The 8,475-nt window shown below is 39.3% G+C and carries 6 protein-coding genes; all 6 read right to left on the bottom strand.

Features of this window, described 5'->3' with window-relative positions; translation table 11 throughout:
* Positions 1-289 precede the first annotated feature (289 nt).
* The gene (locus HC723_RS15965) at positions 290-790 is read right to left on the bottom strand and encodes a YfbU family protein (RefSeq protein ID WP_153446875.1); all 501 of its coding nucleotides are present in this window, start codon (positions 788-790) and stop codon (positions 290-292) included.
* 147 nt (positions 791-937) lie between these two features.
* Positions 938-1,678 carry a pyruvate formate lyase 1-activating protein gene (gene pflA / locus HC723_RS15960; RefSeq protein WP_190339786.1) on the bottom strand — a complete coding sequence of 247 codons (741 nt, stop codon included), beginning with the start codon at positions 1,676-1,678 and terminating at the stop codon, positions 938-940.
* Positions 1,679-1,870: 192 nt separating this feature from the next.
* Positions 1,871-4,147: a formate C-acetyltransferase gene (gene pflB / locus HC723_RS15955; protein ID WP_190339785.1), complete on the bottom strand. Its 2,277-nt coding sequence runs from the start codon at positions 4,145-4,147 to the stop codon at positions 1,871-1,873.
* Between the two features lie 718 nt (positions 4,148-4,865).
* Positions 4,866-6,323, bottom strand: a complete 1,458-nt coding sequence (locus HC723_RS15950; RefSeq protein WP_190339784.1) for a diguanylate cyclase domain-containing protein — start codon at positions 6,321-6,323, stop codon at positions 4,866-4,868.
* Between the two features lie 265 nt (positions 6,324-6,588).
* The gene (locus HC723_RS15945) at positions 6,589-8,253 is read right to left on the bottom strand and encodes a mechanosensitive ion channel family protein (protein WP_190339783.1); all 1,665 of its coding nucleotides are present in this window, start codon (positions 8,251-8,253) and stop codon (positions 6,589-6,591) included.
* 105 nt (positions 8,254-8,358) lie between these two features.
* The coding region (locus HC723_RS15940; protein WP_190338159.1) for an IS3 family transposase at positions 8,359-8,475 on the bottom strand (117 nt) is incomplete at its 5' end.

The following is an 8,475-nucleotide window of genomic DNA, read 5'->3' as shown; positions in this document are numbered from 1 at the left end:
ATTATTGATGACATTAAGCGCTTGAGAAACGTCCATAAAAAATCCTAGCATATTAAATATGCTAGGATTTTTACACAGCTATAGGATCGTTCAACCACTATTTTAAGATCTTAAATGATCGGCATTAGTGTTATTTAGGGTTTATTTTTATTGAATTTGTTTGAAGTAGTCGGAGGTTAGGCTGGAAGGTGATACTTTTAATCGGTGTAAACTAGGAATAGCCACAATAAAAAACGACCCATGAATAATAACTCACGGGTCGTTAATGTTTGGGCTTTAAAACGAAAAATTAAGCATTAAAAATTTGCGTTAATTCCGTTGCTGAAAGGTGGTATTGACGAGGGCAGTTGCGCCATGTGATCACCATTCTGCGGTATTTTTCAGTCATTGGCATTTGAGCATTAAAGTAATGATCTGCTTTATCAAATTGAGGGTACAGACCTTCAGAATCAACTAAGAAACGAACATAATTTACTGCTTGATGCTCAGTTGCAATGTCAAAACCTAAGAACTGTAGACGACGTTGATCAACTTGTGCTTTGTCAGTATCAGCTAGCATATTATTTGACTCTTGCAATGCGTGATACATTTCCATGATATCGATAATTTCACGACATTGGCTTTCTTCAATGCAGCCAAAGTGTTTGATAAGTTCGCGCATTTGAAGTTCGTAACCACGCTCGACAATGGTTTGTAAACGCTTGTATTTTTCGGCGTTAGCTGGTTCTAGTTGTTCCATAATGCTGTATTGATTTGACAGGATCAGGCGTTGTGCGTTTGTCATTTCCATGTGTGACCTCGAAAAGTGAAAAATGGGAATTCACTGCGACTATTTTGAGTTATTCCCTTGGTGTTAAAAAGAAAGCCGCAGTGGTGTGATAGTTGAATGCGTTGTTATTAAATTAACTCGTTATTAAACAGGATAATGAGTTACCAACTAGTAAATCACATTATCATGATATTTACTCAAAGTTTCGACCATGAGCTCCATGGTTTCTTTTGGCGGCGGATTCACGCCATCCAATGGATAATCAAAGCCTAATGCCTCCCATTTATGCGCACCTAATTGGTGATAAGGAAGCAGTTCTATTTTTTCGATGTTGTCCATATCTTTAATGAACTCTCCGAGCATCTCGACTGACTCTACATCATCGGTATAACCAGGAACAATCACATAACGAACCCAAGTTTTTTGACCAATTTTGTGTAAGTAACGAGCAAAGTCTAATGTGCGACGGTTAGAAACACCAATAAAGTCATGATGAATCTCATCTTTCATGTGCTTTATATCGAGCATCACAAGATCTGAAACAGCTAATACTTCATCAATCACATCGGTATGTTTGCGAATATAACCATTGGTATCTAGGCAAGTGTGAATGCCTTCTTCATGTGCCGATTTAAATAAATCGCGGACAAATTCAGGTTGCAACATAGCTTCACCACCTGAGCAAGTAATACCGCCACCAGAGGCTTTCATAAAATGGCGATAAGATTTCGCTTCCGTGATGATTTCTTCTACGGTTACTTCTTTACCGCCATGCGTATCCCAAGTATCACGATTATGGCAATACATACAGCGCATCATGCAGCCTTGTGTGAAAACAATGAAGCGGATACCCGGTCCATCGACCGTACCACAAGACTCATAAGAGTGAATTCGACCAGTTGCTGGCATTGGATTAATCCTCTGTAAATTTATGTCTTTATTTTATTACAAATGTAGTTGGTAAAATAGGGTAATGATGGGATTAAGTGATTTTCTTTAATAAGAATGTGTTACTAGAAGCAAAGAGTGACAGGAGCAAACGAAAAAAGCCCCACTCCGAAGAGTAGGGCTTTATGACTGAAAGTCTATATTAAATATAAATTACATAGTTTCAGTGAAAGTACGTGCGATTACGTCTTGTTGTTGTTCTGCTGTTAAAGAGTTGAATCGTACAGCGTATCCAGATACACGGATAGTTAGCTGAGGATATAGCTCTGGGTGCTTAACGGCGTCTTCTAGAGTTTCGCGGTTAAGAACGTTAACGTTAAGGTGTTGACCACCTTCTACAGACGCTTCATGGTGGAAGTAACCATCCATTAGGCCAGCAAGGTTCGCTTTCTTCGCTTCGTCAGTCTTACCTAGTGCGTTAGGTACGATAGAGAAGGTGTAAGAAATACCATCTTGTGCATCAGCAAACGGTAGTTTTGCTACTGATGTTAGAGATGCTACAGCACCTTTCTCATCGCGACCGTGCATAGGGTTAGCACCTGGAGCGAATGGAGTACCAGCGCGACGACCATCTGGTGTGTTACCAGTTTTCTTACCGTATACCACGTTAGACGTGATAGTTAGGATAGATTGTGTTGGCGTTGCATCGCGGTACATTTTAAGTTTACGGATTTTGCCCATAAATGTTGATACTAGTTCACATGCGATATCATCTACGCGTGAATCGTTGTTACCAAATTTAGGGTAATCACCTTCGATGTTGAAGTCTAGCGCTAGGCCGTCTTCGTCACGAATTGGAGTTACTTTAGCGTATTTGATTGCAGATAGTGAATCGGCTGCAACAGATAGACCAGCAATACCACAAGCCATTGTACGACGAACGTCACGGTCATGAAGAGCCATTAGTGATGCTTCGTAGCTGTACTTGTCGTGCATGTAGTGGATAGAGTTCAATGCTGTAACGTATTGAGTCGCTAACCAATCCATGAAGTGGTCCATTTTTTCCCATAGCTCGTCGTAGTCAAGTACTTCAGAAGTAATCTTTTCTAGTTTAGGACCAACTTGGATTTTCAGTTTCTCATCTACGCCACCATTGATGGTGTAAAGCATAGTTTTTGCTAAGTTAGCACGAGCACCAAAGAACTGCATTTGCTTACCAACAACCATTGGTGATACACAACAAGCGATTGCGTAATCATCAGATGCTAGGTCAGGACGCATTAGGTCATCATTTTCGTACTGGATAGAAGAAGTATCGATAGATACTTTTGCACAGAAGTGCTTAAAGCCAGCAGGAAGTTTTTCAGACCAAAGAACGGTAATGTTCGGCTCTGGGCTTGGACCCATAGTGTATAGGCTGTTTAGGAAACGGAAGTTAGTACGTGTTACTAGAGTACGACCGTCAAGACCCATACCACCCATTGATTCTGTTGCCCAGATTGGGTCACCAGAGAACAACTCATCGTATTCAGGAGTACGTAGGAAACGAACCATACGTAACTTCATTACGAAGTGATCGATCATTTCTTGCGCTTGTGCTTCAGTGATTTTGCCAGCAGCAATATCACGCTCGATGAAGATATCAAGGAAGGTAGAAGTACGGCCAAGAGACATTGCCGCGCCGTTTTGAGATTTAACCGCAGCTAGGTAGCCGAAGTAAGTCCACTGAATTGCTTCTTGTGCAGTTTGTGCAGGCTCAGAAATATCACAGCCGTAAGATGCTGCCATAGTTTTGATTTGACCTAGAGCACGATATTGCTCAGAGATCTCTTCACGAAGTTGCATAGTAAGAGTAAGATCTTCACCATTTTCAAAACGCTCTTGTAGCGAAGTGAATTGTGCTAATTTATCTTTCATTAACATGTCGATACCGTAAAGCGCGATACGACGGTAATCACCAATGATACGACCACGGCCGTATGCATCAGGAAGACCAGTCAATACGCCAGATTTACGACATTTCATGATGTCTGGAGTGTAGATGTCAAACACACCTTGGTTGTGTGTTTTACGTAGCTCAGAATAGATTTTAGATACTTGTGGGTCTAAAGTACGACCGTATGCTTTACAAGAACCTTCAACCATGCGAATACCACCGTTAGGGATGATAGCGCGTTTCAGAGGAGCTTCAGTTTGAAGACCAACGATAGTTTCAAGATCTTTGTTAATGTATCCAGCTTCATGCGAAGTGATAGTAGAAATAACAGAAGTGTCGAAATCAAGAGGAGCAAGAGTTTTGTTCTCAATCTTGATGCCTTCCATTACTTGAGCCCAAAGCGCGTCAGTTGCTTCAGTACCCTCAGAAACTAGGAAAGATTCATCACCTTCATAAGGTGCGTAGTTCTTTTGAATGAAATCACGAACGTTTACTTCGTTTTGCCAATCACCTTGTGCAAAACCTTCCCAAGCTTTAGCAAATTGCTCTGCCATGACATACCTACCTTTTTAGTAGAAAAAATACGTACTGTAATAGCGCACTAAAAGAAGTGGGACTATCGCCCTAAGGCACCAGTACACTCTGATTAATAACAATACCAATAGATGAGATATATTCTCTATTGGTATTGTTACTATTGTGTGAACATCCTTGCTCAAAGCGCGAGAGTCGAAGGGAAAGTATCCTAACGTCCTCGTCGAATAAATCGAGCAATAACATACCACTAAAGTATAGGGTTTGATAGCTTTTGATTTATTCATTTATGGATAGACTGACCGTCTATTTGAATCCAAGTAAGCGTAGTCTTTATACGATTAATTTCAAGTGATATTCGATGAATTATTGATAATAAAAGTCGAATTAGCTATAAATTCTCGCATTAATCTTCGCTCAACTATTTTAGATAAAATTACCAATACTGAGCCAATATGGTGTTGATCTGGATCACGTTTTGTCATTAATTATCGTAAATAATAAAATATTTTTATAAAAAATACAAATTTTGTTTAGTTTTGGATGTGCAAGGTTTTGTGCGGGTGAGGGCGTGATAACGATGGTGTGAGCAAATATAACAAGATGCCAGTTTTAACCTTGATATGATGTGAAATTGAGATACAAAAAAGCCAAGGCATATCACCTTGGCTATGTTGATTTTAAATATTTAGTAGTAGAGGTTTGACTGTTCTTCCATTCAACAGAGTTGATAAAACACTAGGTATGTTTAATGACGACTTTATTACGACCGCTTTCTTTTGCTTCATACAAGCCTTCGTCAGCAAAGGCGATCGCTTCGGTTAAGTTATGTTTATCTGAATCGGCTTCAAAAACACCACCACTAATGGTAAATCGACATTTCAGTGATGTGATTTTTGAAATCCTAATTCGAATGCCTTCAGCGATAGATTTAGCTTCAATTTCATCAATATCATTCAGTAGTAAGATAAACTCTTCACCGCCATGACGTGAAACAAACACATTGCTTGACTCAAATTGCTTGAGGACGTGTGCCACTTCCCGAATGACTTCATCACCTTCACCTTCACCATGACCGTAAGTGTCATTAATGTTTTTAAATTTATCGATATCAAATAAGACAATCGAATAAATATTAGATGAAGTTTGTTCAACCACTTGCGCCAGTTCCATAAAGCGGCGGCGATTGTTGAGTCCAGTCAGAAAGTCTTTTTTTTCCGCTAAAATTAGCTTGTTGTGACGTTTACTTAAAATACAGATCAAGATACTGATGATCATTGCAAAACTTAACCCCGCCATTATCAGGCTTTTAGATAGTAAGTTCGTTGGTTGCTTCAGCTCAGAGTTTGAAATACCAGATGCAATAATCCAGTCGAGATAAGGGTAGTATTTATACGCTACCGTTTTCATGATGGTTTTATTATTAATAGTTAAAGGGTAAGTAAATGACCCTTCAGGTTTCTTTTTAACCGCAGCTAAGAAGTCATCAGTACTATCACCAATCAACACTCGAATAGATTGGCCTTCATTGGTTGGGTGCAGCACGAGTCGACCATGGCTGTCGACCACATACACATAACCAGTTTTACCGAAGTTGTATTTTTCAAGCTTTTGTTTTAGCAGTTCGCGGTCGACCAGTTTGACCATTTCGTCTTTATAGACTGAGACATTAATTACATTACCATTGCTTAGTTTCATCGAATAAGCGACCTTTAAACGGGCTTCTTTCTCGCCTGGGTTTTTCCATTTATATTCAGTCATGGATTGATCGTTAGAAAGCTGAGTCTGAATGAAATTATCTTCCGCTAGGTTTTTGCCTTTTAAATAAGGGTGGGTGAGTAGTGTTCCCTTGTTATTGAGAATGGAAATATAGCCATTGTCGCCAATGCGGGTTTCAGCGACAAATTTGTCTAGAAAGTGATTTATCTTATTTTGGTTGAGATCCATATTCTTACTGGCATCAAGCATATCTTTCATGGTGACCGCAATACCACGTAAATAGTTTTTTAGTGATTCATTGATGGTGGTGTCAATGATGTCATAGCTAGCATCAACCGTTTTGGTGAAAATAGCATCGATGGTATTGGTCAGGCACTTATCAACATTATAAAATTGCGTAGTGGTATAAGTGATCGACCAAATACTGATAAGGACGATAATGATGATGATGATTGAGGGTAGTGTTTTTTTATTCATTATCTTGATTTCGATGGCCAGAAAGAAGAGAAATAGCAAAGTTAGATAGATAATAGCAAACGACTGCTTATAAATCTGTAACTGGATCAATTTATGATTAAATATAGAAGTGATTTCCTATAATTAAGTGCCTTATGTGTTACTTATTGAAATTAGGCGTTTATTTAACTGTGGGGAAGATCAAATGAAGCTTAGTAGTTGCTAATGACCATTCTAAATATTAGGCAAGAATGGTCATTATTTTTAAGATAAATGGTATAACTCGCTATAGGCTAGTATCAATCTGATGGATATGAACATCACGCTGTGGGAATGGAATGCTGATCCCTTCTGCATCAAAACGCATTTTCACTTCACGAGTTACTTCGCGTCGTACATCGGTTAAGTCATCGGTTTTAACCCAAGGTCGTACTACAAAATTAACCGAGTTATCACCAAGAGAGTCGACTTGAATAATGGGTTCTGGGCTGCGAAGCACTCGCGGATCATCATCTAAAATAGCTTTGAAAATTTCTTCTGCATGAGGAATGGAATCTTTGTAGCTAATACCAAAAATCATATCAACGCGGCGCACTTTTTCGTAAGTACGGTTAATGATCACATCGGTCCAAATTTTTGAGTTAGGGATCAATAATACTTCATTGTTAAAGGTTCGAATGGTGGTGTTAACTAAACTAACATGGCTAACCTTACCCTCAACGCCCGCTGCGCTCACCCAATCACCGACATCAAATGGCCGATAAATAAGTACCATAATACCTGAAGCGAAATTAGATAAAGTATCTTGCAATGCAAAACCAATAATAATACCAGCCACACCGAAGCCTGCCAGAATAGGGGTTAAATCTAAGCCTATTTGTGCCAATGCAACCAGAAAACCGATCGAATAAATAAGCTTCATCGACATTGAAACTAAAAACTGCTGCATCAGGTTGCTCAGTTTCAAATGCCCAGTTTTTACCGTATTGGTGACCAGTACATTGGCGCCTTTGGCTATGAAGTGGGCAATGGTGAGCACCAACAAAAACATAAACAGATTAAAAATCAAATTTGGGCTGTTGGACATTAGCCATTTGCCAATATTGCTTCCGACACTTGATACTGTCGAGGTCACCATCGCCCAACTGATAAAATCGTGAGTAATTGCGCCAGTAGCAGTAAACAGTTGATGCTTAAAGTTTACCGTATCTAAACCAAGCGGCTCGGCAATATCGATATAAATGGTTAACATTTTACTGTAGGTATCTATATTACGCTGCAAGTAACTGAGTTCGAGTTCAAATGGACCTTTTTGCGCCACTGGAACTTTGGTCAATTGCTCATTGAGAGAGCTTTGGCGAGTCAATGAATAATGCAATGAGGCGGCAGTAAACTTAGCCGCAAGATTGACTTGATGGGTAAATTTCGTCATCTCCGCAGTATCATTCTCACCCAGTTTTTTGAGCCAGACATAATTTTGATATTGAAATTGATAGATTTTGGCTAAAATTTGACGGTGCTCGTTTAATGGAATTTGTAGCAACAAGCGGTCTTCTTTACTGGCTTCTTGAGTTTTTTGTTGTAACTCGGTGATGCTACTTTCCAAATAGGTGAGGTATTTATGGTCATTCGCAATTTGGATTTTTATTTGTTCAATCAGAAAAGATGTCTCTGGGTTTTTGCTTCCAATCGCATCTGAAAGACTACTTCGTAATGCACTATTACTATCAAACAATTCTAATTGAATAATCGATAATTGGTTACCAGTCGCCGTTAAGGCTTGATTGGTGAGAAACTCAATGTTTTTATTTTGCTCAATAATTTGCTGATGAGCAGCAGAGGTAGTCGGTGCGGCTAAAGCGATAGAGCTAAAACAAGAAAGGAAGGTGGACAGTATGATAAAAGCGTAGCGCATGACGTTGGAAACCAAGGGAGTTTGAATGTGCGCCATTATTGCTTACTTGACAACAAACGCAAATAGATACTCTCATATTTAGCGTGAACTTAACAAAAACGGAACATCTCCAAAGTGACTAATTTCAGGTGTTTATTCTGGTCAAGCCCAATAGGACACCTGACTTTGTAATTTTTCATAGTCGATTGGCGTTAAATCACCAAGCGTAGTATGCAACCTTTCATGGTTGTAATACCGGATATATTCTTCAACATCTTC

It is taken from the genome of Vibrio sp. S11_S32, assembly GCF_014694465.1.
Classification (GTDB): Bacteria; Pseudomonadota; Gammaproteobacteria; order Enterobacterales; family Vibrionaceae; genus Vibrio; species Vibrio algicola.
This window is presented reverse-complemented; position numbering and strand designations above follow the sequence as displayed.